This window comes from Rhodovulum sp. 12E13 (genome assembly GCF_003340565.1).
GTDB lineage: Bacteria > Pseudomonadota > Alphaproteobacteria > Rhodobacterales > Rhodobacteraceae > HLUCCA09.
In genome coordinates, this window is the sequence record NZ_QPLK01000001.1 from 39,770 (window position 1) to 62,667 (window position 22,898).

A 22,898-nucleotide genomic window follows, 5' to 3' on the forward strand; every position below is an offset into this window, starting at 1 on the left:
AACGGCCTCTGGCGGCGAGCGCGAGGGGCCGCCGGGCGCACCGACCGCGCCGGCGACCCTCGTGAGGCGCAGGCCGCTGGACGGGGCGCCCACGCTCGGGGATGCTGCAAGCGATCAGGCCGGGAGCGGAGGCGGGCGCATGGCGCAACTGGAACGCAGGATCGCGCAGGGGCGAGGCGACGAGGCGGCCGACCTCGTGCTCCGGGGCGGGCGGGTGTTCGATGTCGTGACGGGAGACATGCTGGAGGGTGACGTGGCGATCTGCGGCGACACGATCGTGGGCACCTGCGCGCCTTACGAGGGGCGCGAGGTGATCGACGTCTCGGGGCTGATCCTCGTGCCCGGCTTCATCGACACGCACCTGCACATCGAATCCTCCCTTGTCACGCCGCTCGAGTTCGACCGCTGCGTGACGCCGCGCGGCGTGACCACCGCGATCTGCGACCCCCACGAGATCGCCAACGTGATCGGGGCCGAGGGCGTACGCTACTTCCAGGAGGCAAGCGGGCACACGCTGATGGACATCCGCGTGCAGCTCTCGTCCTGCGTGCCGTCGACCCACATGGAGACGGCCGGCGCCGAGCTGACGGCCGACGATCTCGCCGGGCTCAGGGGCCACCCCGCGGGGATCGGGCTGGCGGAATTCATGAATTATCCCGGCGTGATCCACCGCGACGCGGGCGCGATGGCCAAGCTGGCGCTGTTCGAGGGGGCGCATGTCGACGGGCACTGCCCGCTTCTCGCAGGCCGCGACCTCAACGCCTACATCGCTGCCGGCATCCGCACCGAGCACGAGGCGACGAGCGCGGAGGAGGCGCGCGAGAAGCTGGTCAAGGGGATGCGCGTGCTGATCCGCGAGGGCTCGGTCTCGAAGGACCTGCACGCGCTCCAGCCGCTGCTCACGGAGCGGACGAGCGCCTACATGTGCCTGTGCACCGACGACCGGAACCCGCTCGACATCGCCGAGCACGGGCATCTCGACTACATGATCCGCACGCTGATCGCGCTCGGCACCCCGCCGCTCGCGGCCTACCGCGCGGCGACCCTGTCGGCGGCCGAGGCGTTCGGGCTGAAGGACCGGGGGCAGATCGCGCCCGGAAAGCGCGCCGATATCGTGGCGCTGCCGTCGCTCGAAGACTGCCGGGCCGTGCTGGTGCTGGCCGGGGGGCGCGTGGCCGACGCCGCCGCCTTCGCCATGCGGGAGGAGGTGGCGGCGGTCGGCCGCGCCTCGGTCAAGGCGCCGCGCGTCTCGGCCGAGAGCTTCGCCGACCGGTCGAACCGGGCCGAGACGCATGTGATCGGCATCCGCGAGGGGCAGATCCTGACCGATCACCTCCTGGAGCAGGTCGAGCCCGTCGACGGCGACAAGTGCCCCGACCCGGCGCGCGATCTCGTGCGGATTGCCGTGGTGGAGCGGCACGGGAAGACCGGCAACATCGCCTGTGGCTTCGTCAAGGGGTTCGGGCTGAAGTCGGGGGCCATCGCCTCGACCGTCTGCCACGATCACCACAACATCGCCTGCGTCGGCGTCGACTATGCCGACATGGCTCTGGCGGCGAACCGGCTGGGCGAGATCGAAGGCGGCTTCGTCGTGGCACACGGCGGCGCGGTGCTGGCCGAGCTGGCGCTGCCGGTGGCGGGGCTGATGAGCCTCGCGCCCTTCGAGGAGGTCGAGGCGCGCCTGCGCGAGTTGCGCGGCGCGGCGCGGTCGCTCGGGGTGACGCTGGAGGAGCCCTTCCTGCAACTGGCCTTCCTCGCCCTGCCGGTGATCCCGGCGCTCAAGATCACCGACCGCGGCATGGTCGACGTGGAGCGCTTCGAGGTCATCGGGTGAGACCGGACAACGCCCTTGGAAGGGCGTTGCACGCGCCGCGCGGCGCGTGACAAGGCGCTTGCAAGCGCCTTCCGCCCGGCCCGCTCCGTCAGGGGCGGACGGCCGCTGCGTGGGTGCCGGCGAGCCAGCCGAAGGAGATGGCGGTGAGCAGGCCGTTGCCGCTGAGATAGCCCTCGACCTGCGGACCCGAGACGCCACAGGCCGCGCCGCCGCCGGCGAAGAGGTTGGGGAAGGCGGCACCGTCCTTGCGAAGAACGCGGGCATCGTCGCCGATCACGAGGCCGCCCTGGGTGTGGAAAAGGGCGCCCGTGACCTTGACCGCGTGAAAGGGCGGCCGGGGTGGCGCGATACCCGACCAGTCGCGGCCGAAGGCGTCGGTGCCGCCCTCTCTGGCGAGGCGGGCGACCTCCTCCAGCGTCTCGGCCAGCGCGTCCCCGGGCAGCCCGCAGGCGGCGGCCAGTTCCGCCGCATCCGCTCCGCTGCGCACCGCGCCCGCCTCCACCGCCTCGCTGTAGTCGGGGAAGCCCTCCAGCCCGAACCGGTGGCGCGCCTCGTCGTAGACGTCCCACGCGACGCCGCCGGGCTGCGCCAGCACCTTGACGGCGGCCTCGGAATACCCGCCCGTCTCGGCGGCGAAGCGGCGCCCTTCGGCGTTCACCTGCACCCCGCCCTGCATCATCAGCGCCCAGGAGATCAGGATGCCGTGCGGGTGCGCGAGCGAGCCGTGGCCCTGGTAGCCTGACAGATGCTGGAGCTGCGCGCCGAGCGCCTCGCCCCAGCTGACGGCATGGCCCGTGTTGCCGGCATGGCCGTAATAGGTGCCGGCGGCGATCTCGGGGGCGTGGCGGGCGACCATCTCGGTGTTTCCGCCGTAACCGTTGCAGGCGAGGATCACCGCCCCCGCGCCGACGACTTCTTCCGAGCCATCGGGGCGGAGGGCGCCAATAGCGGCGATCCGGTCGCCCTCGGTGTAAAGCGTCTCGGCGCGGGCCTCCGTCACCACGGGGATCCCTGCCTCTGCCACGGCGGCCAGCAGGCGGGCCTCGAGCGCCGCGCCGGTCTTCTCCGGCACCGCGTGCATGCGGTGGCGGGAATGGCCGGGATAGAGAAAGTCGTCGAGCACGTGCCACTCGGTGCCCGCGGTGTCGTCGAGCCATTCGAGCGCCGGGCCGATATGGGTCGCGGCGAGGCGGGCGAGGCGGGCATCGGAGGTGTCGTACGACTTGGCGAGGATGTCGGCCTCCAGCCGCTCGGGGCTGTCCTCTATCCCCTTGTCCGCCTGAAAGCGCGTGCCGCCCGCCGGCACGAAGCCCGACGACATGGAGGTGGAGCCCGACGGCGAGGCGTCGCGCTCCAGCACCACCACCTCGGCGCCCTGCGACGCTGCGCGCAGCGCCGCCGTGAGCCCGCACGCACCGGCGCCGATCACCACCACGTCGGCTGCAAACGCCGTGTCGGGGGCCCCCTCCACCACGCGGGGCATCAGGCGGCCTCGACCAGCGCCCGCGCCTCGGCGCAGGTTATCACCGGGCCGATGGTGGAGAGGTCGGCGATGGAGCGCTCGTGCACCTCCGGCTTGAAGGCCGCGCAGCCGTCCGACAGCACCGCCACGCGGAAATCGCGCACATGCGCCGAGCGGACGGTGGAGGCGACGCCGCCGTTTGTGACGATGCCGCAGACCAGCAGCGTATCGATGCCGGCCTTGCGAAGAACGAACTCCATCCGCGTCTGGTAGAAGGCGGAATAGGCGACCTTTTCCACCACGATGTCGGCCGGCTGCAACTCGTCCACCAGCCGGTGGCCCCACTCGCCCGGCGCGAAATCCCCCGTGCCGAGAAAGGGGCGCAGCGCCTTCAGATGCGGCGAGATGAAAGGCACGCCCCCCTTGCCCGGCACCAGAGTGAACTGGGTGGAGACGACCCAGCCGCCCTTCTCGCGCAGCGCCTCCGCGACCGGCAGCACGCGGGCGGGGAGCGCCGCGATGGCCTCCGACGTCTGGCCGCCGCGGGCATAGGCGCCTTGCGCGTGCAGGAAGTCGTTCTGCAGATCGACGATCAGCAGGGCCGTGGTGGCTGGGTCGATGCTCTCGAGCGTGCTCATGCGGTCCTCTCGATGACCAGGTTGCCGAAGCGGTCGACCCGGGCGGTCAGCCCGGGATCGACGAAGATGGTCGTGTCGGGCTGTTCGAGGATCGCGGGGCCGGCGATCGCCTCGCCCGTGGCGAGCGACAGGCGGTCATAGATGCCCGCCTCGTGCCATGCCCCCTCGGCCCAGACCCGCCGCGTGCCGGTGCGGGCCTCGGCCGCGCCGACGCCGCCCTCTGGCGCGAACAGGGCCATGTCGAAGGCGGGGCGGCGCCCTATCACCGTCACGCGGTAGTTCATCACCCGCATCGGGATGCCCTCGAGCAGGCGGCCGAAGGCGGTGCGGTAAGCGGCATCGAAGGCGGCCTGCATGGCCTCGCGCGTCAGCCCCTCGCCCATCTCGACCGGCACCGCCACCGTGTGCGTCTGCCCGAGATAGAGCATGTCGAACTCGTAGGCGCGGTCGATGCGGTCGAAGGTGGTGCCGGAGGCCAGCACCAGCGCCTCGGTCTCGTCCGCCGCCTGCGCCATCTCGGCGCCCAGCGCGCCCGCGTCGATCTCCGGCAGCAGGCGGTTCACCGTCTGCACCCGGTCGTGGCGCATGTCGGCCACCACGCAGCCCAAGGCCGAGGTCACGCCCGGAAAGCGCGGCACGAGGGCCGAGCGCAGGCCGACATCCTTGATGAGCGCCCCGGTATGGAGCGAGCCGCCCCCGCCGAAGGGCATGGCCGAGAACTTCGCCGGGTCGTGGCCCTTCTCGATGGAGACGAGGCGGATCGCGCCGGCCATCTTGGCGTTGGCCAGAGCCAGGATCGCCTCGGCCGCCGCCTCGACCGAAATGCCCAGCGGCTCGGCCACGTCGCGGGCGATGGCGGCGCGGGCGGCGTCGATGTCGAGCCGGTCGAGCTTGCCGCCGATGGGACGGTCGGGGTTGATGCGGCCGAGCACGAGGTTCGCGTCGGTCACGGTGGGCCGGTCGTTGCCGAGCCCGTAGCAGACGGGGCCGGGGTCGGACCCCGCGCTTTCGGGGCCGACGCGCAGCAGACCGGAGGCGTCGACCGTGGCGATCGAGCCGCCGCCCGCGCCGATGGTGGTGATCTCGATCATCGGCGAGCGCACGACGAGGCCGAAGTCGATGGCGGTCTGCGGCGCGAGCGCCGGGGTGCCGCCCGCCACGAGCGAGACGTCGAAGGAGGTGCCGCCCATGTCGCAGGTCACGATGTTCTCGACGCCCGCGGCCGTGGCGATGGCCTGCGCGGCGATCACCCCCGCGGCGGGGCCGGACAGCGCGGTGCGCACCGGCGTGCGCTTGGCGCTGCCCACGCTCATCACGCCGCCGTTCGACTGCACGATCAGCACCTGCCCAGCAAACCCCTGCGCGTCGAGGCCGCTCTCCAGCCGGTCGAGGTAGGACGACACGACGGGCTGGAGGTAGGCGTTGAGCGTGGCGGTCGAGAGCCGCTCGAACTCGCGGATCTCGGGCAGGATCTCGGTCGCCGCCGTGACATAGGCGTTGGGCCAGACGGAGCGGACGGCCTCGACCGCGATGCGCTCGTTCTCGGCGTTGGCGTAGCCGTTGACGAAGAAGACGCAGAGCGCCTCGCACCCGGCCTCGCGCAGCGCCTGCGCCTCGGCCTTCACGGCGTCGGGGCTGACCTTTTCCATCACCGTGCCGTCGGCCAGCACGCGCTCGGCCACCTCGCGGCGGTCGGGGCGGTCGACGACGGGCGTGTAGGCGCCCCGCAGGCCCCAGGTGGTGGGCCGGTCGCGGCGGCGCATCTCCAGCACGTCGCGGAAGCCTGTCGTGGTCACGATCCCCGTGCGCGCGCCCTTGCGCTCGAGCAGGGCGTTGGTGCCGACCGTGGTGCCGTGAACGACCGTGCGAATGTCGCCAAAGGTGGCCACGAGCTGGCCGATCCCCTCGATGAAGCCTTTCGACTGGTCGCCGCGGGTGGAGGGCACCTTGGTGGTGGTCACGCGGCCCTCGGCCTCGTCCCACACGAAAACGTCGGTAAAGGTGCCGCCGACATCGACGCCGATGACGTAGGCGCTCATTCCGCCGCCTCCTTGCGGATAGTCTTGGTTGCCGCGTCGTCCACCGCGCCGCCCGAGATCGCCACGCCGTAGAGGTCGCGCGCCGCGGCCTCGCTCACGTAGCCCCGTGCCACGTCGGCCAGCACCTCGTCGGCCGGCCGCGCGAAGGCGTCGCCGTAGCCGCCGCCGCCGGGCGTCTCGAGCCGCACGCGCTGGCCGCGCGCGATGTGGATGCCGATCATCTTCGACACCATCGGCGGCGAATGCTCGCCGTCCGCCTGCTGGTAGAAGAAGCGGTTGGGCGCCCCCTCGTCGCCGCCGACCACGCCGCGCGGCGGCACCTTGCCCCGCTCGCCGAAGAGGAACACGTCGGCCCTCTCCTCCAGCAGTTCTATCTCGTAGACCGCGCCCAGGCCGCCGCGCCAGCGCCCCGGCCCCCCCGAATCCTCCCGCAAGGCCCACTGGGTGAAGCGCACCGGGTAGGCCGCCTCGAGGATCTCCAGCGGGGGGATCGTGGCGGTGGAGATCGGCGCGTTGCCGTGGTTCAGCCCGTCGCCGGCGCCGTGCGCCCCGTGCCCGCCGCCGAAGAACGAGAACATCACCCAGCGCCGACCGTCGGCCCGGTGGCCGGCCAGCGACAGCGCGTTGATCGTGCCGTAGGCGCAGGCCATCGCCGGCCCGGGCGCGATCTGCGCCACCGCCTGGAACACCACGTCGATCAGGCGCAGGATCGTCTCGGTATAGCCGCCCACGGGCTTGGGCGCGGTCACCGAAAGGAGCGAGCCCTCGTCGATCACGAAGTCTACCGGCTCCAGCACCCCGGCATTGGCCGGCACCTCGCCGAAGATGTGCTTGAGCGCGACGTAGCAGGCCGCCACGCAGGTCGAGCGCGAGATGTTCACCGGCCCCGCGCAGGCGGGCGAGGAGCGGGAGAAATCCATCACCATCCGGTCGCCCTCGATCCGCAGGTCGAGCGCGATCCTGAGAGGCTCGTCGGTGATCCCGTCGTTGTCGAGCCAGTCCTCGGCCGACACCGTGCCGTCCGGGAGCTGTGCGATCTGGGCGCGCATCATCGTCGCGGCGCGGTCCTTCAGCGCGGCCAGCGCCTCCTCGGCCCGGTCGCGCCCGTATTCGTCGAGCAGCTCGTGCAGGCGCCGCTCGCCCAGCTCCAGCGCGTTGATCTGCCCGTTGAGGTCGCCGTAGAGCGACAGCGGCAGGCGCGAATTGGCCGAGAGGATGTCCACCACGTCCTGCCGGAACGTGCCCCTGTCGTAGAGTTTCACCGGCGGGATCAGCATCCCCTCCTGGAAGCTCTCGGTCGCGGCGGGGTTGTAGTTGCCCGGCACGTTGCCGCCCACGTCGTGCCAGTGGCCGACCGAGGCGAGCCAGCAGAAGAGCCGCCCGTCGCGGAACACCGGCTTCACCAGTCGGAAATCCGACAGGTGCGTGCCGCCGTCGTAGGGGTCGTTGAAGATCCAGACGTCGCCCTCGGCCACGCCGTCGCGCTCCGCCGCCTTCTCGATCACCGCCTTCACCGCGAAGGCCATGACGCCCACGAAGATCGGCAGGCCCGACTTGCCCTGGACCAGGGTCTCGCCTGTCTGCGCGTCATACAGGCCGTGCGAGGCGTCGTGCGCCTCGGCGATGATCGGGTTGAAGGCCGAGCGGAACAGCGTGGCGTCCATCTCGTCGGCGATCTGCTCGAAGCGGCCCTTGAGGATCGCGAGCGTAACCGGGTCGATCATGCACCCCCTCCATCGTATGTCTTGCCGAGCGCCAGCATGGCGTCGGTGCCCAGCACCGCGTTCAGCCCGGCGAAATCGTGCATCCGGTCGCGGAAGCCGTCGTTGGAGCCGGTGGCGACGAGGTTGCCGTAATAGTCCTGCGCGGTGCGGGCCAGCGCGCGGACGATGCCGCCCGGGAAGATCACGAGCGAAAAGCCCATTTCCTCAAGGCCCTTCGTGTCCTGCAGGGGGGTCTTGCCCCCCTCCACCATGTTGGCCATCAGCGGCACCCGATCCCCGAACCGCTCCACGATGGTGCGGAGCTGGTCGACCGATTGCGGCGCCTCGACGAACAGCACGTCGGCGCCGGCCTCGACGATCAGCTCGGCCCGCTCTAGCGCCCGGTCGAACCCCTCCACCGCGATGGCGTCTGTCCGCCCGATCACCAGCGTCTCGGCCCGCGCGTCCACCGCGGCGCGGATCTTGCCGGCCATCTCCTGCGGCGAGACGAGCGTCTTGCCGTCGAGGTGGCCGCACCGCTTGGGCAGCGTCTGGTCTTCCAGCTGGATCGCCGCGGCGCCCGCCCGCTCGAAGGCGCGCATCGTGCGCTGCACGTTCAGCGCGTTGCCGTAGCCGTTGTCGGCGTCGACGATCAGCGGCAGGTCCACCCGGTCGCGGATCGCGGCGATGGTGTCGGCCACCTCGGCCATCGAGACGAGGCCGATATCGGGCCGGCCGAAGCGGGTATAGGCGATGGCCGCGCCCGACAGGTAGGCGGCCCGCGCCCCCGCCTGCTCGGCGATCAGCGCGGTCAGCGCGTCATGGACGCCCGGGGCGAGAGTGATGCCCGGGCCTTGCAGCATCTCGCGCAGGCTCATGGCGCCGCCGCGAAGCGTTTCTTGAGGTGGGGCACGAGGCCACCGTCGGCGATGATGCCGCGCAGGTTCTCCGGGATCGGCTCGGTCGGGATGTCGATGCCCTTCTCCGTCAGCCGCAGCATGCCTGTCTCGGGGGCGAGCGTCGCGCGGTCGCCGTCTGCCACGCCCGCGAGGTCGGGCGCGGTCAGCACCGGCAGGCCGAGATTGATGGCGTTGCGGTAGAAGATCCCGGCGAAGGAGCGGGCGACGACGCCGGCGAGGCCGAGATGGCGCAGGGCTTCGGCCGCCTGCTCGCGCGAGGAGCCCATGCCGAAGTTCTTCCCCGCCACGAGGATGTCGCCCGGCCGCACGCCCGCGGCGAAATCGGGCCGGGCGGCCTCGAGGCAGTGGGCGGCCAGCTGCTCGATGCCGCCGCGCATGTAGCGGCCGGGGGCGAGCTGATCGGTGTCGATGTCGTCGCCGAAGAGCCAGACGCGGCCCGGTTGGGTCTCGGTCATTCCGTCACCTCGCGGGGGTCGGTGATGCGGCCCGTCACGGCCGAGGCGGCGACGGTCAGCGGCGAGCCCAGCCAGACCTTCGACTCCGGGTCGCCCATGCGGCCCTTGAAGTTGCGCGCGGTCGACGAGATGCACGTTACCTCGGCGCCCAGCCGGTGCGCGCCGTAGCCCGCGCAAATGCCGCAGGCGTTGGGCAGGAGCTTCGCCCCCGCCGCTTCCAGCACGCCCAGCGTGCCGTCGTCCGCCGCCCTGTCCTGGTCGCGCCTCGAAGACGGCGCGACCAGGATCTCGACCCCCGGCGCGGCCGTGCGGCCCTTCAGGATCGAGGCGGCGGCGGCGAGATCGTCGTATTTCGCGCCGGTGCAGGCGCCGATATAGGCGACGTTCACGGCTGTCTTCCCGGCCTCCGTCGCCGGCATGGCGTTGGCGGGCGAATGCGGCGCGGCGACCTGCGGTGGCAGGGCGGCCGCGTCGAAGACGTGGTGCTCCTGCAGTTCGGCCCCCGGATCGGTGCGCAGCCACGCCCAGTCCTGCTCCCAGCCGGTCACGTCGGCGCCGGTGCCGCGAAGGAAGCGCGCGGTCTCGGCGTCGGGGGCGATCATGCCTGTCTGACCGCCCAGTTCGGCGGCCATGTTGGCCATTGTCATCCGCTCCTGCATCGACAGCGCGGCGACGGCCTCGCCGGTATATTCCACCGCCTGGTACTTGCCGCCGTCCATGCCCAGACGCCCGCAGAGTGCGAGCATCATGTCCTTGGCCATCACGCCGGGGCCAAGCCGCCCCTGCCACTCGATCAGGATCGTGCCGGGCACGCGCACCCAGATCTCGCCGGTGGCCAGCACGCCGGCCATCTCGGTCGCGCCGATGCCGAACATGTAGGCGCCGAAGGCCCCGCCGGTGGGTGAATGACTGTCGCCGCCCACGACGAACATGCCGGGCCTGAGCGCGCCGCTCTCGGGCAGCACGACGTGGCAGATGCCCACCCCGTCGTGGAAGCGCACGCCCTTCTCCCGCGCCCAGGCGCGCGTCAGGTCGAGAATGCGCGCGCCCTCGTCGGTGTCGCCCGGCACGAAATGGTCGGAGATCAGCACGACCTTCGCCGGGTCGAACAGCCCGACGCCAAGCTCCTTGAGGATCGGCTCGACGCGCCGCGGCCCGCCCGAGTCGTGGATCATCGCGAGGTCGACCCGAGCGGTCACCACATCCCCTGCGGTCACGCTCTCGCGCCCGCAGGCGCGGGCGATGATCTTTTGCGCCAGCGTCGCGGTCATTCCTCGCCTCCTGCATGGCCCGGAAGGGCTGGGGCCGGCGACCACTGCATGCCGCCGTCGCCCTCGATCCGGGTCATCGTCATGGCCATCTGGTAGCGGTCGGGGTGGTAGAGCGCGCGCAGATACTGGACCGCCCGCCCTTCGGCGTCGCTCACCACCCGGCGCACCTCGAGCAGCGGCGCACCGGCGTAGAGTGTCAGGGCCTGCGCGACGTCTGGCGCGGCGAGCGTGGCCGAGACGGTCTGCCGGGCCGCGTTCACCCTCACGCCTGCTCGTTCGATCAGCTTGAGCAGCGGCACGGCCTCGAGATCGGCCGCGGTGATGCCCTCTGCGACGGGTTCCGGCAGCCATGCCGTGAGATGCGAGAGAGGCGCACCGTCGAGCGAGCGCACCCGCACCGTGCGCAGCAGCCGCGCCCCCGGCGCCACCCCGAGCGCCCCGGTGACCGAAGGCGGCGCCGCGGCCGGCCCGAAGTCGAGCAGGCGCACCTCGGTCGTGCGCTGCATGTGCGCCATCTGGTCGAGCCAGCCCTCGATCGAGCTCTGCATCGGCGGCGCCGATGTCGGCGCGAGCAGGCGCGTGCCGCGACCCCGCTCGCGGGTGACAAGCCCCGCCCCGGCCAGCTCGTCGAGGGCGCGCTTGGCGGTGATGCGCGAGACGCCGAATTCCTCCGAGAGGTCGTGCTCGCCCGGCATCCGCGCGCCCACCTCCCACTCGCCGGCCGCGATGCGGCTCGTCAGCACGGCGACGATCTGCTGGTAGAGGGGCAGCGGGCTGGAAGGGTCGAGCGCAGGGCCGCCGGCGCCCGTCGCGCCGGCGGCCGCCCCATCGCCCCTGGCCGGTCGCGCCGGCTTCTGCACCACGTCACCCATGACGCGGGTTGATATATCAACAGGTCATTCAGTCAAGCGGATTTCGCCGCCACCGCGTCGAGCATCGCGTGCAGCACGTCGCGCCGGGGCGCCGGGCTGGCCGGCCATGCGGCGCGGCTGTGGGTCAGCCCCAGCCCCAGCACTGCCTCGGCCAGCTTGTAGGTCAGCGGGCCGGGGTTCACCACCGGCACGGGCAACCGCTCGGCGAGGTAGCCGTGCGCCTCGTGCATCGTGGTCGACCCGAGCAGGATCACGTCGGCGCCGTCTTCCTCGATGCAGCGGCGGGCAACGGCCTCGAGCTGCGGGAAGATCTCGCTCTCCTTGCCAGCCAGAAGCGACTGGTTGTCGGGCGTCGCGTCGATCCAGCGGATCGAGGCGCAGGCATGGGCCACGCCCAACTCGCCCAGCACCTTCTCGTAAAGGTGCTTCCAGTGCGGCCACATGGCGACGTAGGAGAACCGCTTGCCCAGCATCATCGCCATGAGAACCGAGGCGCGGCCCGGCCCGATCACGGGAATCGACAGTTCCGCCCGCAGCGCCGCCAGCCCGCTGTCGCTCATCGTGTCGATGCAGACGGCGTCGTAGCCCTCTGCCTCGGCCTCGAGCCCGGCCTCGAGCGCGCCGACCTCGGCCAGCACCATGTCGGAGGCCGAGACGTAGTTCTTCGGCGCCGCCCGAACCGGGCGAAACTCGAACGCGATGTCGGGGCCGAGTTCCACCGCGTCGAGCTGCGCGCGGCGCTGGGCAAGGTTCCGCTCGTCCATCGGGAAGGGCACGATCACCAGAACCCGCTTCATCTTGTGCCTCCCCACCGGCTGCCCCTAACGTCCCCGAACGAAGCAGGAGAGGCGGGGAGATACAAGGATGGACCATCTGGGCACGCTCGCGGCCTTCTGCGCCGAGACCCCGTCCGAGGCGATTCCTGCCGACGTGCTGACGCGGACGGCGCTGATCCTGGCGGATTCGGTCGGCGCCATCGTTGGCGGCGCGGCCGAGCCCGACATCGCCGCCCTGCGCGCCCGGCCCTTCCTCGCGCCGCCCGGCCCGGCGCTGCTGCTGGGCACGGAGGTGACGACCACGCCCGCCGCCGCCGCGCTGATCAACGGGACCGCGGGCACCGTGCTGGAGATGGACGAGGGCAACCAGTTCGCCCGCGGGCATCCCGGCATGCACGTCGTTCCCGCCGCGCTCTCGCTCGCCGCCGCGCGGGGCGCGGTGTCAGGGCGCGATCTGCTGGCCGCGGTCGCGCTCGGCTACGAGGCCGCCGCCCGGGTTGGCATCGCCACGCGGCCCAACCCCGCGATGCACCCCCACGGCACATGGGGCGCGATCGGCGCGGCGGTCGCCGTGCAGCGGCTCATGGGGGCCAACGCGGCGCAGATGCGGACGGCGATGAACATGGCGGCGAGCCTCGGGCTGACCACCTCGCGCCGCACGATGCTCGAGGGGGGGACGGTGCGCAACGCCTTCACTGGTCTTGCCGCGCAGGCCGGCGTGATCGTGGGCGACATGGTGGCGGCGGGCTTCACCGCAGACGCGGAGGGCGTCGCGCATGTCTACGGCCACGTCGCCGGGTCGAGCTTCGACGCGGGCGCGCTGACCGTCTCGCTCGGCGTGCGGTGGGAGGTGGCGCGCAACTACTTCAAGATGCACTCCTGCTGCCGCTACAACCACGCCGCCCTCGACGCGCTGGCGCAGATCAGGGCAGAGCGGCCGGGCCTGTCGCCGGACGAGATCGAGCGGGTCGAGGTGGCGACCTATTCGCTGGCGGTCGAACTCGACGATCCGGCGCCGGCCAACGTGCTGGGGGCGAAGTTCTCCGTGCCCTTCGCGGTGGCGACGGCGCTGGTGACGGGCTCGACCGGGGTGGAGAGCTTTACCCAGGAGCGGGTCGACGATCCCGAGATCCGGGCGCTGGCTTCACGCGTCGGCGTGCGCGAGGACAAGGGCATGACCGCTGCGCTGCCGGACAAGCGCCCGGCGCTGGTCACGCTGCACCTCGCGGGCGGAGAGACGCTGACCGCGGCGACCGAGACCAACCGGGGCGACTGGGCCGACCCCTACCCGCCCGGCGAGATTCGCGACAAGTATCTCTCGCTTACCCGTCGCCTCTGGCCCGAAGGCGCGGCGATTGCCGTTTGGGACGATCTGACGGGCCTGTCGGGGGGCGAGGCCGACGCGCTTTTCACGCGCATGGCACGCGCCGCGACGCCCGAGACGGAGGCGGTCTGATGCGCGAGATTGTCATCGGTGCCGCCCAGTTGGGCCCCATCCAGCGGGCCGAGCCGCGCGCGGCGGTGGTCGCGCGCCTCGTCGCCTTGCTCGACCGGGCGAAGGCGGCGGGGTGCGATCTGGTCGTCTATCCCGAGTTGTGCCTGACCACCTTCTTCCCGCGCTGGGTGATGGAGGATCAGGCCGAGGTCGACGCGTGGTTCGAGCGCGAGATGCCCAACGCGGCGACGCAGCCGCTCTTCGACCGGGCGCGGGAGCACGGGATCGCGCTGTCGCTCGGCTATGCCGAGTTGACGCCGGAGGGGTGCCATTTCAACACCCAGATCCTGACCGACCGCGCGGGCAGGATCGTCGGCAAGTACCGCAAGGTCCACCTGCCGGGCCATGCCGAGTTCGACCCCGAGCGCGCGTTCCAGCACCTCGAGAAGTGCTATTTCGAGCCGGGCGATCTGGGTTTTCCCGTCTTCCGCAACCTGGGCGCGTGGATGGGGATGCTGATCTGCAACGACCGGCGCTGGCCCGAGGCCTACCGCGAGATGGGCCTTCAGGGGGTAGAGCTGGTGATGCTCGGCTTCAACACGCCCTCGGTGAACTCGCAGAACGCGGGCGAGGGGCCGGAAATGCGCCGCTTCCACTCCGACCTGTCGGTGCAGGCGGGCGCCTACCAGAACGCGACCTGGGTCGTCTCGGTCGCCAAGGCGGGGGTGGAGGACGGCCACCCGCTGAACGCGGGCACCGTGATCGTCGATCCGAACGGAGTGATCGTGGCGCGCGGCGAGACGGAGGGAGACGAGCTGGTCGTCCACCCCTGCGACATGGACGCGACCGTATTCGGAAAGTCGACCATCTTTGACTTCAAGCGCCATCGTCGGATCGAGCACTACACGAGGATCGCCGCCCAGACTGGGGTGATCCACCCCGACGGCACGGCAGGGTAGGGCGCAACGCCGTTGCAACGGCGTTGTCCCGCGCCGCGCGGCGCGGGAAGGCGCTTGCAAGCGCCTTCCGCCCGGCGGCACCGCCGCGCCTCAGGTGCCGATGCTGTTCGCGCCGGCCATGTAGACCTGCACCGCGGCGATCCGGGCATCGCGCAGGGTGAAGACGTTGGCGTTCGATTTCTCGTCCACGACCTCGCCGCCCTGCGTGTAGGTCACCCTGAACTGGCTCGCGATCCGGCCGTGCGCTGGCGCGGGCGTGTGGATGAAGGCATGGTGCTGCGCCCGAGGCCCGTCGCCAGCCCATCGCGCGGCGAACAGCTCCGCGATGGCGGCGCGGCCCTCGGTGCGGGTGCCGTGCGTCTCGATCGTCAGCACGCAGTCGTCGGTCAGCACATCGGCCAGCGCCTGCGCGTCGAACGCGTCGAGCGCGGCGAACCACGCCTCGGCGAGGGCGATCGCCTCGGCGTCGGTCATGTCTCGCCTTTCAGCGTGTTCGGCCCCGCCATGTAGACGGCCACCGCCGAGAAGCGCTCGCCCGCGATCTCGAAGAAATTGCAGTTGGATTTCCGGGTGAGCGCGCCGTCGCGCTCGGTGTTCTCGACCGAAAAGCGCGAGGCGATGCGCCCGCCCCCAGGTTCGGGGACGTGGGTGAAGCGATGGTGGCGAACCGCCGCATGCTCGGCCCACAGACGGCGGAACATGGCGGCGATCTGCGCGTGGCGCTGCAGCCGCACACCGTGGGTCTCGACGGTGAACGCGCAGTCCTCCGTCAGCGTGGCGAGCAGGGCCGCTTCGTCCTCGCCGTCGACGGCGGCGAAATAACGCTCGACCAGCGCGATCTGCTCTGCGCGGGTCACGGCACCACCCCCTCGGGAAGGCCCGCCACATGCTCGGCCACCTGCCCCGGCGTCGCCAGCCAGATATCGTCGCGGTGCGCGAGGATATGCGTCAGCGCCCGCCGCAGCGCCCGCAGGCGGAAAGGCTGGCCGATGACGAAGGGGTGCAGCACGGCGGTATAGACCAGCGGGCGGCGCGCCGATTGGGCCAGCATCTCGTCGAACTGGTCGATCATCATCGCCTCGAAATCGCGCGCCGTCTCGTGGCGAAAGACGAGGGCGGGCGAGTCGTTGACCTCGATGGAATAGGGCACCGACAGGATAGGCCCGGAGCGCGTGCGCATCCGGAACGGCTGGTCGTCGGCCGGCCAGTCGAGGTGGTAGGCGTAGCCCGCCTCCTTCAGCAGGTCGAGCGTGACGGGCGACTGCACGATGTAGGGGCCGAGCCAGCCCCGGGGCGGCGTGCCGAAGGCGCTCGCGATCGCCTCTGTCGTCTCTGCGATGAGCGCGCGTTCCTCGTCCTCGCCCATCACGTCCTGCCGCTCGGAATTGGTGCGGCCGTGGCCGATGGGCTCGTCGCCGCGCGCCCTGATCCGTTCCACGATCTGCGGCGCGTTGCGGATCGCCTCGGCATTGAGGTTGTGCGAGCAGGGCAGGCCCAGATCGTCGAGCAGGTCGAAGAGATACCACATGCCCACGCGGTTGCCATAGTCGCGCCAGGCGTAGTTGCGCGTGGTCTGGGCGGCGCCGGGCACGGTATGGTCGCTGCCGAGCCCGGTCATGAAGCTGAACCATTCGACGTTGTTGCAAAGGCAGACGGCCAGCCGCCTGCCGCCCGGCCACGTGTAGTCTGCCCGGTCGGACAGGGGCACGTAGTCGTAGCGATCGTGCCGGGCGATCTCCATGCGCTCCCTCCCGTCGGTCAACGCTGGGCGCGACCTTGACAACGACCGGGCGCAGCCGTCAACTGTCGACAGTTTTCCGCGGAGGCGCATCATGGCTGTCTGGGGCGGCATCGTCACCGACGAGGAGGAGCGGCGCTACGAACGGGCGGGCTTCGGCGGCGCGGGCGCCATCGGGACGCGGCCCGCCCTGCTGATCATCGACGTGCAATACCGGACGGTCGGCACCGAGCCGCGCCCCTACTGGGAGGCGATCGAGGAATACCCCACATCCTGCGGCGACGTCGGCTGGGCGGCCGTGGCGCGGATCGCAGAGCTGCTCGCGCTGTTCCGCGAGAAGGGGTTCCCGGTGCTCTACCCCCATGTCGCCCCCAAGAACGTGGCGACCGATGCGGGGCGGCTGGCCGAGAAGATTCCCTCGATCATGGGGATCGACGCCAAGGGCTACGACTTCGTGGCAGAGGTCGCGCCGCAACCGGGCGACGTGCTGCTCCCCAAGAAGCACCCCTCGGCCTTTTTCGGCACGCCGCTGGTCAGCCACCTGATCGACCTGCGCGCCGACACGCTCGTTGTGACGGGCTGCACCACGTCGGGCTGCGTGCGCGCCTCGGTGACCGACGCCTTCGCATACAACTTTCACGTCGTCGTGCCCGAGGATGCGGTGTACGACCGCGCGCCTACCTCGCACGCGGTCAACCTGTGGGACATGAACGGCAAATATGCCGACGTGATGCCGACCGACGCGGTCATGGATGTCATCGGACGAGTGGAGACCACGGCATGAACATGCGCGAGACGACGAGCGCGGCGCCGGACGCGGCGGCAGCGGTGGGCGCGGCGCTAAGCCGGCTGGTGGCGCACCTGGCGGCGACCGGGTGGGACGACCTGCCCGAGGCGGTGCGCACGCGGGCCGCCCTGGTCATGGCCGACGATCTCGCGGCGATGGTCGCCGCGCGGGACGAGCCCGAGGTGGTCGCGCTGCACGACGGCCTGGCCCGAGCCGCCGGCCCGGCGGAGGCGACGGTGTTCAACGGGCGGGGGATGCGGCTCGACCGCTACTCGGCGGCCCTGGCCAATGGCTGCGCGGGCGACTGGGCCGAACTCGACGAAGGCTACCGGCGAGTGATCTGCCATGCCGGCCTCTACTGCCTGCCGGCGCTGCTCGCCGAGGGCGAGGCCGAGGGGCACGCCACGCGCGACATGCTGCGCGCGCTGGTGCTGGGGTACGAGGTGGCGGCTCGGGTGGCGCGCTGCTTCATCTTTCCCAACCTCGTGCTGCACCCGCATGGCTCGCTCGCGGCGGTGGGCGCGGCGGCGGCGGTGGCCTTCCTGCGCCGCGTGCCGGCGGATCACGCGGTGGCCGCGATCTCGTCGGCCGCGACCATGGTGCTGCCCGGCCCTTACACCCACCCGATCGAGGGCTCGCTGGTGCGCAACGTCTGGCCGGGCGTGGCGGCGCAGACCGGGCTGCGGGCGGTCGACTGGGCCGGCATCGGCATTGCCGGCCTGCCGACCGCGCTGCACGACGTCTACGCCGACGCCTTCGGCGCCACGCCCGATGCGTCGCAGCTCGACGGCGGGCTCGGCGAGGAATGGGCGATCTCGGACGGCTATCACAAGGTCTTTGCCTGCTGCCAGTATGGCCACGCGACCATCGAGGCGACGCTCAAGCTACTGGAGCAGACCCCGCAGGAACGCATCCGGTCGATCCGGCTCGACACCCACTACAAGGCGCGGGTGATGGACAACCCCGACCCGCCCACGACCATCGGCGCCAAGTTCTCGATCCAGCACATCGCGGCGACGGCGGCGGTGCATGGCTCGGGCGGGGCGGAGGCGTTCTCGGCGGCGTCGCTCTCGCATCCGCGCGTGGCCGAGCTGCGCCACAAGGTGCAGATCGCCGCGTGGGAGCCGGTGCCAGAGTGGCCCAACGACCGCCCGACCCGCGTGACGTGGGAGCTCGACGACGGCTCGACCGTCTCGGAAGAGGTGCTGTCGGCGCGCGGCGGCCCCGACCTGCCGTTCACGCCGGACGAGATCCGCGCCAAGGCGCAGGCGATCGTGGCCGCACCCTACCCGGCGATGCCCGCCGCGCTCGACGCGCTGCTGGCGCTCGACGATGCGGTGCTGGCCGAAAGCTGGGACCGCGCCGCGGCGGCGATGACGGCGTGAGCGCCGAGGCCGAGCTCGACCTGCTGGTGATCGGCGCGGGGGCCTGCGGCCTCGCCGCGGCGATCGCGGCGCACGACGCGGGCGCCACCGTCGCGATCGTGGAAAAGCGCGACCGGCCGGGGGGCAACTCGTCCCTCTCCACCGGCTCGATCCCCGGCGCCGGGTCGAAGTACCAGAAGGCCGGCGGGGTCGCGGACAGCCCCGAGCGCATGGTGGCCGACCTGATGCGCACGGCCGGCCCCCACGAGGCGGAGGATCTCACGCGCCTGATCGCCGAGGAGAGCGCGGCCCTTTGCGAGTGGCTGATCGACGACCTCGGCGCGCGGATGGAGTTCATCTCGGCCTACAAGCATATCGGCCACTCGGTGGAGCGGCTGCACGCGCCGAAATCCCGCCGCGGGCAGGATCTGGTCGACGACCTGCTGCGCTTCGTGGCCGAGCGCGAGATCCCGCTGGCACTGGGGCAGGCGGCCGAGCGCCTGATCGCGGAGGGCGGCGCTGTGACGGGCGCGGTGGTGGCGGGCGAGGAGATCCGCGCGCGGGCCGTCCTGCTCGCCACCAACGGCTTCGCCGCCGACCGGGGGCTGGTTGCGCGCTTCTGTCCCGAGATCGCGCCGGCCACCTACTATGGGGCCCCGGGCTCCACCGGCGAGGCGGTGCTCTGGGGCGAGGAGCTCGGCGCGCAGCTGGCCAACATGGGCGCTTACCAGGGCTATGCCGCGGTGGCCGTTCCGCAGGGGCAGCTCCTGTCCTGGACGACGATCGAGAAGGGCGGCATCCTGGTCGCCCGCGATGGCCAGCGCTTCGGCGACGAGTCGCGCGGCTATTCGGGCTTCGCCCCCGCGGTCATGGCGCAGGGAGAGGTCGCCTGGGCGATCTACGACGCGCGCATCCACGCCATCGCCGAGGCCGAGGAGGAATACGCCGAGATGGCCGCGATGGGCGCGGTGACCTGGGCCGACACGCTCGAAGGGCTGGCCGAGGCAACGGGACTGTGCGCGGCTTGCCTTGCGCCGTCCGTCACCGACTACAACCGCGCTGCGGCGGGCGCATCGCCCGACCGTTTCGGGCGGCGCGACTTCGGGCTGGCGCCCCTCGTGCCGCCCTATGGAGCCGTGAAGGTGCAGCCGGGCTTGTTCCACACGCAGGGGGGGCTGCTGGTCGACCGCGACGCGCGGGTGCGGCGGCGCGGCGGCGGCGTGGTGCCGGGCCTCTACGCCGGTGGAGGCGCGGCGGCAGGGATCAGCGGGCGCGAGGGCGCGTCGGGCTACGCCTCGGGCAACGGGCTGGTGACGGCGCTGGTGCTCGGCCGGCGGGCGGGCCTCGCCGCTGCGTCGGCAGCGGTACAACCGGCATAGCGGAGGCTCGCATGGCGGAGGACCAGGCGGCACAGGCCGACGCCCCGAAGGCGGCACCCGAGGGAACGGCGGCCGAGCGGATTGCGGCCTTCGCCGTCGGGCTGCGCGGGGCGGGCGTGCCCGAGCCGGTGCTGCACGCCGCGACGCTTCATTTGCTCGACGCCGTGGGCGTGGGCCTCGCCGCCTCGGCCGCGCCGCATTGCGCGGGCTGGGCGGGGGCGGCAGAGCCGGGGGCGGTGCCTCTGCTCTCGGGGGGCACGGCATCGCCGGGCTCGGCGGCGATGCTCAACGGTGCGCTGATCCACGCTCTCGAATACGACGACACGCATACCGGCTCGGTCGTGCACGGCAGCGCCGTGGCCGCGCCTGCGGCGCTTGCCGCAGGGGCCGAGGCGGGCGCGACGGGCCGGGAGGCGCTGCTTGCCAGCGTGCTCGCGTGGGAGGTGGCGGTGCGGATCGGGCGAGCGGCGCCCGGGGCGTTCCAGGCCCGCGGGTTCCAGGCGACGACGGTGGGCGGCGCGGTGGGCGCGGCGGCGGCATCGGCCTTCCTGCGCGGGCTCGACCCGGTGCGCATCGTGTCGGCGCTCGGCATCGCGGGCAGCGAGGCATCGGGCACCCTCGCCTTCCTGTCGGACGGCGCCACCGTAAAGGCGCTGAACCCAGGCTGGGCGGCGCGGACGGGGCTGACGGCGGCGCGGCTGGCCGAGGTGGGGATGACCGGGCCGGCCGACATACTCGAGGGCCGCTTCGGCGTGATGGCCGCCTTTGCCGGTATCGAGGACGGGCTCGGCACCGAGCTGTCGGACTTGGGTGACAGGTGGCATCTGCCCGACGCGGCGTTCAAGCTCTGGCCCTGCTGCCATTACATTCACCCCTTTCTCGAGGCGCTCGGCGGGCTTGTGAGAGAGGGCCTCGCTGCACCCGACATCCTTTCCCTCACCGTCCACGTTCCTCCGCCGATGGTGCCGCTGATCTGCGAGCCGTGGGCGCGGCGGCAGGCGCCCGCCACGGGATATGACGGCAAGTGGGGGTTGCCCTGGTGTCTTGCCGTGCTGCTGACCGACGGGGCGGTGACGGTCGAGAGCTTCGAAGCGGCCCCGCGCGCCGAGGTGACCGCGCTGGCGCGGCGGATGGAGTGGGTCGCGATGGCCGGCCACGGCTTCCCCGACCGCTTTGCCGCGCGGATCGAGGTCGAGACGGTCTCGGGCCGGCATGTGGCCGAGGTAGCGTCGGTGCTCGGCGGTCCGGGCCGGCCTGTCCCGGACGAGGCGATCCGTGCCAAGTTCCGCGCGAACGCCGCGCGCCGTCTTCCGCCCCCCTCTGTCGACCGGCTCGAGGCCGCGCTGCTCGGGCTGGCCGAGGCGCCCGACCTGTCGGAGCTGACGGCGGCCCTCGGCTGATCTCAGCCCATCAGCGAGGGCAGGAACAGCACGATCGAGGGGAAGGCGATCAGCAGCCCCAGCGTCACCACGTCCATCAGCAGGAACGGCGTGACGCCGGCGAAGACCTGCTCGAGCGACATGGGCACCGGCGAGGCCGAACGCACGACATAGACGTTGAGGCCCACGGGCGGCGTGATGAGGCTGATCTCGGCCAGCTTGATGGCGATGACGCCCAGCCAGATCGGGTCGTAGCCGACGCTCGTCATGATCGGGAACATGATCGGCAACGTCATCACCATGATCGCGATCGGATCGATCAGCATGCCGAGGATCAGGTAGAGCACGGCGAAGCCGGCCAGGTAGGCGATGGGCGGCCAGCCGAGCGCCAGCATCCACTCCGAGATGTCGCCGACGAGGCCCGTATAGGTGAGGAAGCGGGCGAAGATGATCCCGCCGATGACGATGATGAAGATCGTCGAGGTGGTGATGCCGGCGTCCTTGAACGTCTCGATCAGGGTGGCGCGGTTGAGCCGCCGCTTGGCCAGCACGATCAGGAAGGCGCCGAAGGCCCCGATGGCGCCGGCATAGGTCGGCACGAAGAAGCCGAGGTAGATGCCGCCGATCACCAGCACGAAGAGGAACGTGATGCCCCACACGCCCTTGAGCGATTCCCACTTCTCGCGCCGGGTGATGGTGACATCGGGCACGGGGGCGAGGTGGGGATAGCGCACGGCGATCAGGTAGATGCCCAGCAGGTAGACGCCCGCCGACAGCAGCCCCGGCAAGAGCCCCGCCACCAGAAGCCGTGCCACCGACTGCTCGGTGATGACGGCATAGACGATCATCAGGATAGAGGGCGGGATCAGCGAGGCCAGCGTGCCCGAGGCCGCGATGCAGCCCGCCGAGAGCCGCTTGTCGTAGCCGAACTTCGTCATCTCGGGCATCGCCATCTTGGTGAAGACCGCGGCGTTGACGATGGTCGAGCCGCAGGCCGCGCCGAACGCCGCCGAGGCGAGCGTGGTCGCCATGGCGAGCCCCCCGCGCACCTTGCCCATCCAGTTGTAGGCGGCCCTGTAGAGGTCTGTTGTCAGCCCCGCTTGCGTGGCGAGCGCCCCCATCAGGATGAACAGCGGGATCACCGCGAGGGTGAAAGAGTTCGTCGTCGAGAACGGGACCGTGGCGACCTGCGCCAGCGCGGCCCGGTCGTTGATCGAAAGCAGGATGCCGGTGAAGCCCGACAGGCCCAGCCCCACCCCGATGTTCACGCCGCAGACCAGCATGAAGACGAGCATGGCGGCGACGATCAGGCCGGTGGTGGCAGGATCGAGCATCGGGGTCTCCGGAAGGTTACTGGGAGCCGGACAGGTCGACCACGTCCGTCTCCAGCGGTGCGCCGGTGCGGATGCGGCCCAGATCGACGATCAGGTGCAGCACGAGTTGCAGGATCATCAGGGCGCAGCCCGCGCAGAGCACGAAGCGTGCGGGCCAGAGCGGGAAGCGGATCAGACCCACCGTCGCCTCGCCGATCTGGTAGGAGTAGAGCGCCTCGCCCCATCCCTGCCAGAGGATCAGCCCGAAGAAGACGATGGCGCAGAGATCGGTCAGCACGTCCATCGCCGCGCGCACGCGGGGCGACATGCGAAGGTAGACGATCTCGACCCGGATGTGCGCCCGGCGGATCTGGGCATAGGCCAGTGCGCCGAACACGATCAGCACCATCGTGCTCTCGGTCAGTTCGCGCGGCCCCGGCACGGGCACCAGCAGCAGGTTGGTGCCCACCACGTCGGCCACGCCGAGGAACATGGAGAACAACATCCCAAGCCCGCCGATCATCAGCACGGCGAGGGCCAGTCGTTCCACGATCTTCTGGATGAGGTGCATCTT

Annotated in this window: 21 protein-coding genes; 7 read left to right on the forward strand and 14 right to left on the reverse strand. The window is 71.5% G+C overall.

Annotated features, from left to right (window positions below):
• The first annotated feature begins 139 nt into the window (after positions 1 to 139).
• A complete protein-coding gene (gene ade / locus DLJ49_RS00185) occupies positions 140 to 1,834 on the forward strand; it encodes an adenine deaminase (RefSeq protein ID WP_115391495.1) in 1,695 nt (564 codons plus the stop codon).
• Positions 1,835 to 1,922: 88 nt separating this feature from the next.
• Here the strand turns inward: ade and DLJ49_RS00190 are convergent, their stop codons facing one another.
• The 9 genes from DLJ49_RS00190 to DLJ49_RS00230 are packed head-to-tail and all read right to left on the reverse strand — an operon-like array spanning position 1,923 to position 11,991.
• Complete coding sequence (locus DLJ49_RS00190) at positions 1,923 to 3,317, reverse strand: FAD-dependent oxidoreductase (protein WP_115391496.1); 1,395 nt, start codon at positions 3,315 to 3,317, stop codon at positions 1,923 to 1,925.
• Positions 3,317 to 3,934 carry a cysteine hydrolase family protein gene (locus DLJ49_RS00195; RefSeq protein ID WP_115391497.1) on the reverse strand — a complete coding sequence of 206 codons (618 nt, stop codon included), beginning with the start codon at positions 3,932 to 3,934 and terminating at the stop codon, positions 3,317 to 3,319. The genes DLJ49_RS00190 and DLJ49_RS00195 overlap by 1 nt, the downstream gene beginning before the upstream one ends.
• Positions 3,931 to 5,973 (reverse strand): hydantoinase/oxoprolinase family protein, encoded by a 2,043-nt coding sequence (locus DLJ49_RS00200; RefSeq protein ID WP_115391498.1) that lies wholly within the window; start codon positions 5,971 to 5,973, stop codon positions 3,931 to 3,933. Before DLJ49_RS00200 ends, DLJ49_RS00195 begins: the two co-directional genes overlap by 4 nt.
• Positions 5,970 to 7,697: a hydantoinase B/oxoprolinase family protein gene (locus DLJ49_RS00205; protein WP_115391499.1), complete on the reverse strand. Its 1,728-nt coding sequence runs from the start codon at positions 7,695 to 7,697 to the stop codon at positions 5,970 to 5,972. Before DLJ49_RS00205 ends, DLJ49_RS00200 begins: the two co-directional genes overlap by 4 nt.
• A complete protein-coding gene (locus DLJ49_RS00210; RefSeq protein ID WP_115391500.1) occupies positions 7,694 to 8,554 on the reverse strand; it encodes an isocitrate lyase/PEP mutase family protein in 861 nt (286 codons plus the stop codon). Before DLJ49_RS00210 ends, DLJ49_RS00205 begins: the two co-directional genes overlap by 4 nt.
• The gene (locus DLJ49_RS00215; RefSeq protein ID WP_115391501.1) at positions 8,551 to 9,051 is read right to left on the reverse strand and encodes a LeuD/DmdB family oxidoreductase small subunit; all 501 of its coding nucleotides are present in this window, start codon (positions 9,049 to 9,051) and stop codon (positions 8,551 to 8,553) included. Before DLJ49_RS00215 ends, DLJ49_RS00210 begins: the two co-directional genes overlap by 4 nt.
• Positions 9,048 to 10,322 (reverse strand): 3-isopropylmalate dehydratase large subunit, encoded by a 1,275-nt coding sequence (locus DLJ49_RS00220; protein WP_115391502.1) that lies wholly within the window; start codon positions 10,320 to 10,322, stop codon positions 9,048 to 9,050. Before DLJ49_RS00220 ends, DLJ49_RS00215 begins: the two co-directional genes overlap by 4 nt.
• Positions 10,319 to 11,194 (reverse strand): GntR family transcriptional regulator, encoded by an 876-nt coding sequence (locus DLJ49_RS00225; protein WP_115391503.1) that lies wholly within the window; start codon positions 11,192 to 11,194, stop codon positions 10,319 to 10,321. Before DLJ49_RS00225 ends, DLJ49_RS00220 begins: the two co-directional genes overlap by 4 nt.
• A 32-nt stretch (positions 11,195 to 11,226) precedes the next feature.
• Complete coding sequence (locus tag DLJ49_RS00230) at positions 11,227 to 11,991, reverse strand: aspartate/glutamate racemase family protein (protein WP_115391504.1); 765 nt, start codon at positions 11,989 to 11,991, stop codon at positions 11,227 to 11,229.
• Positions 11,992 to 12,058: 67 nt separating this feature from the next.
• Between DLJ49_RS00230 and DLJ49_RS00235 the strand changes: the two genes are divergently transcribed.
• Positions 12,059 to 13,426, forward strand: a complete 1,368-nt coding sequence (locus tag DLJ49_RS00235) for an MmgE/PrpD family protein (RefSeq protein WP_115391505.1) — start codon at positions 12,059 to 12,061, stop codon at positions 13,424 to 13,426.
• Positions 13,426 to 14,364, forward strand: a complete 939-nt coding sequence (locus DLJ49_RS00240; protein ID WP_115391506.1) for an N-carbamoyl-D-amino-acid hydrolase — start codon at positions 13,426 to 13,428, stop codon at positions 14,362 to 14,364. Before DLJ49_RS00235 ends, DLJ49_RS00240 begins: the two co-directional genes overlap by 1 nt.
• A gap of 90 nt (positions 14,365 to 14,454) precedes the next feature.
• Here the strand turns inward: DLJ49_RS00240 and DLJ49_RS00245 are convergent, their stop codons facing one another.
• The 3 genes from DLJ49_RS00245 to DLJ49_RS00255 are packed head-to-tail and all read right to left on the reverse strand — an operon-like array spanning position 14,455 to position 16,105.
• Positions 14,455 to 14,838: a nuclear transport factor 2 family protein gene (locus tag DLJ49_RS00245; RefSeq protein ID WP_115391507.1), complete on the reverse strand. Its 384-nt coding sequence runs from the start codon at positions 14,836 to 14,838 to the stop codon at positions 14,455 to 14,457.
• A complete protein-coding gene (locus DLJ49_RS00250; RefSeq protein ID WP_158547351.1) occupies positions 14,835 to 15,221 on the reverse strand; it encodes a nuclear transport factor 2 family protein in 387 nt (128 codons plus the stop codon). The genes DLJ49_RS00245 and DLJ49_RS00250 overlap by 4 nt, the downstream gene beginning before the upstream one ends.
• A complete protein-coding gene (locus DLJ49_RS00255) occupies positions 15,218 to 16,105 on the reverse strand; it encodes a polysaccharide deacetylase family protein (RefSeq protein WP_115391508.1) in 888 nt (295 codons plus the stop codon). Before DLJ49_RS00255 ends, DLJ49_RS00250 begins: the two co-directional genes overlap by 4 nt.
• A gap of 91 nt (positions 16,106 to 16,196) precedes the next feature.
• Between DLJ49_RS00255 and DLJ49_RS00260 the strand changes: the two genes are divergently transcribed.
• From DLJ49_RS00260 to DLJ49_RS00275, 4 genes are read left to right on the forward strand one after another with little or no spacing between them, the layout of a single operon-like run.
• Positions 16,197 to 16,886 (forward strand): isochorismatase family protein, encoded by a 690-nt coding sequence (locus DLJ49_RS00260; RefSeq protein WP_115391509.1) that lies wholly within the window; start codon positions 16,197 to 16,199, stop codon positions 16,884 to 16,886.
• The gene (locus DLJ49_RS00265) at positions 16,883 to 18,274 is read left to right on the forward strand and encodes an MmgE/PrpD family protein (RefSeq protein ID WP_115391510.1); all 1,392 of its coding nucleotides are present in this window, start codon (positions 16,883 to 16,885) and stop codon (positions 18,272 to 18,274) included. Before DLJ49_RS00260 ends, DLJ49_RS00265 begins: the two co-directional genes overlap by 4 nt.
• The gene (locus tag DLJ49_RS00270) at positions 18,271 to 19,632 is read left to right on the forward strand and encodes an FAD-dependent oxidoreductase (protein ID WP_115391511.1); all 1,362 of its coding nucleotides are present in this window, start codon (positions 18,271 to 18,273) and stop codon (positions 19,630 to 19,632) included. Before DLJ49_RS00265 ends, DLJ49_RS00270 begins: the two co-directional genes overlap by 4 nt.
• Before the next feature lie 11 nt (positions 19,633 to 19,643).
• On the forward strand, positions 19,644 to 21,032 hold the full coding sequence (locus DLJ49_RS00275; RefSeq protein ID WP_115391512.1) for an MmgE/PrpD family protein: 1,389 nt from the start codon (positions 19,644 to 19,646) through the stop codon (positions 21,030 to 21,032).
• 2 nt (positions 21,033 to 21,034) lie between these two features.
• On the opposite strand, the gene DLJ49_RS00280 is transcribed toward DLJ49_RS00275, so the two are convergent.
• Both DLJ49_RS00280 and DLJ49_RS00285 read right to left on the reverse strand, forming a co-directional pair.
• Positions 21,035 to 22,345 carry a TRAP transporter large permease gene (locus tag DLJ49_RS00280; protein WP_115391513.1) on the reverse strand — a complete coding sequence of 437 codons (1,311 nt, stop codon included), beginning with the start codon at positions 22,343 to 22,345 and terminating at the stop codon, positions 21,035 to 21,037.
• A 16-nt stretch (positions 22,346 to 22,361) separates the two neighbouring features.
• Complete coding sequence (locus tag DLJ49_RS00285) at positions 22,362 to 22,895, reverse strand: TRAP transporter small permease subunit (protein WP_115391514.1); 534 nt, start codon at positions 22,893 to 22,895, stop codon at positions 22,362 to 22,364.
• Between the last annotated feature and the right edge of the window lie 3 nt (positions 22,896 to 22,898).

Bases quoted from the DNA above. Each gene is read 5' to 3' on its own strand.
- ade (WP_115391495.1), top strand. From the start codon at position 140: ATGGCGCAACTGGAACGCAGGATCGCGCAGGGGCGAGGCGACGAGGCG.
- DLJ49_RS00190 (WP_115391496.1), bottom strand. From the start codon at position 3,317: ATGCCCCGCGTGGTGGAGGGGGCCCCCGACACGGCGTTTGCAGCCGAC.
- DLJ49_RS00195 (WP_115391497.1), bottom strand. From the start codon at position 3,934: ATGAGCACGCTCGAGAGCATCGACCCAGCCACCACGGCCCTGCTGATC.
- DLJ49_RS00200 (WP_115391498.1), bottom strand. From the start codon at position 5,973: ATGAGCGCCTACGTCATCGGCGTCGATGTCGGCGGCACCTTTACCGAC.
- DLJ49_RS00205 (WP_115391499.1), bottom strand. From the start codon at position 7,697: ATGATCGACCCGGTTACGCTCGCGATCCTCAAGGGCCGCTTCGAGCAG.
- DLJ49_RS00210 (WP_115391500.1), bottom strand. From the start codon at position 8,554: ATGAGCCTGCGCGAGATGCTGCAAGGCCCGGGCATCACTCTCGCCCCG.
- DLJ49_RS00215 (WP_115391501.1), bottom strand. From the start codon at position 9,051: ATGACCGAGACCCAACCGGGCCGCGTCTGGCTCTTCGGCGACGACATC.
- DLJ49_RS00220 (WP_115391502.1), bottom strand. From the start codon at position 10,322: ATGACCGCGACGCTGGCGCAAAAGATCATCGCCCGCGCCTGCGGGCGC.
- DLJ49_RS00225 (WP_115391503.1), bottom strand. From the start codon at position 11,194: ATGGGTGACGTGGTGCAGAAGCCGGCGCGACCGGCCAGGGGCGATGGG.
- DLJ49_RS00230 (WP_115391504.1), bottom strand. From the start codon at position 11,991: ATGAAGCGGGTTCTGGTGATCGTGCCCTTCCCGATGGACGAGCGGAAC.
- DLJ49_RS00235 (WP_115391505.1), top strand. From the start codon at position 12,059: ATGGACCATCTGGGCACGCTCGCGGCCTTCTGCGCCGAGACCCCGTCC.
- DLJ49_RS00240 (WP_115391506.1), top strand. From the start codon at position 13,426: ATGCGCGAGATTGTCATCGGTGCCGCCCAGTTGGGCCCCATCCAGCGG.
- DLJ49_RS00245 (WP_115391507.1), bottom strand. From the start codon at position 14,838: ATGACCGACGCCGAGGCGATCGCCCTCGCCGAGGCGTGGTTCGCCGCG.
- DLJ49_RS00255 (WP_115391508.1), bottom strand. From the start codon at position 16,105: ATGGAGATCGCCCGGCACGATCGCTACGACTACGTGCCCCTGTCCGAC.
- DLJ49_RS00260 (WP_115391509.1), top strand. From the start codon at position 16,197: ATGGCTGTCTGGGGCGGCATCGTCACCGACGAGGAGGAGCGGCGCTAC.
- DLJ49_RS00265 (WP_115391510.1), top strand. From the start codon at position 16,883: ATGAACATGCGCGAGACGACGAGCGCGGCGCCGGACGCGGCGGCAGCG.
- DLJ49_RS00275 (WP_115391512.1), top strand. From the start codon at position 19,644: ATGGCGGAGGACCAGGCGGCACAGGCCGACGCCCCGAAGGCGGCACCC.
- DLJ49_RS00280 (WP_115391513.1), bottom strand. From the start codon at position 22,345: ATGCTCGATCCTGCCACCACCGGCCTGATCGTCGCCGCCATGCTCGTC.
- DLJ49_RS00285 (WP_115391514.1), bottom strand. From the start codon at position 22,895: ATGCACCTCATCCAGAAGATCGTGGAACGACTGGCCCTCGCCGTGCTG.